The sequence below is a fragment of the Luteolibacter pohnpeiensis genome (assembly GCF_016595435.1).
GTDB lineage: Bacteria > Verrucomicrobiota > Verrucomicrobiia > Verrucomicrobiales > Akkermansiaceae > Luteolibacter > Luteolibacter pohnpeiensis.
Genome location: NZ_JAENIJ010000237.1, coordinates 1 through 333, shown reverse-complemented (window position 1 = coordinate 333; position 333 = coordinate 1). Strand labels below are relative to the sequence as shown.

Below are 333 nucleotides of genomic sequence, written 5' to 3'. Positions count from 1 at the left end.
CCAATCGAACGGCCAATCGTCCGCGCTACGGGTCAGGATGTGCCAGGCGCAACCAACGTCGAGGCCCGGGCGAAGCAACTGGTTGCCGCCGGTGAAGCCAAGACCGTGGAGGAAGCGACCAACCGCATTTTCGCAACCGAGCCGGAGACCTACAGCGCCTATCTCGCCTCTCTGAAGTAATCTGACTTTCACCCTTTCACCGAACCCAGTCATGCAAACTTATTCTGACTCTCCCTATCATTCCTTCGTCGAGGAAACCGTCGACGCCTTGCTCAACCAGGAACACAAGCTGGTCGAGCTGGGAGCTGCCGCCGGTAGCGTCAAACTCGCCAC

Annotated in this window: 1 protein-coding gene; it reads left to right on the top strand. The window is 58.9% G+C overall.

From position 1 onward, the window contains the following. Window positions 1-180 (top strand): hypothetical protein (locus tag JIN85_RS21105; RefSeq protein WP_200274568.1); only part of this gene is annotated, 180 nt, incomplete at its 5' end. Between the last annotated feature and the right edge of the window lie 153 nt (window positions 181-333).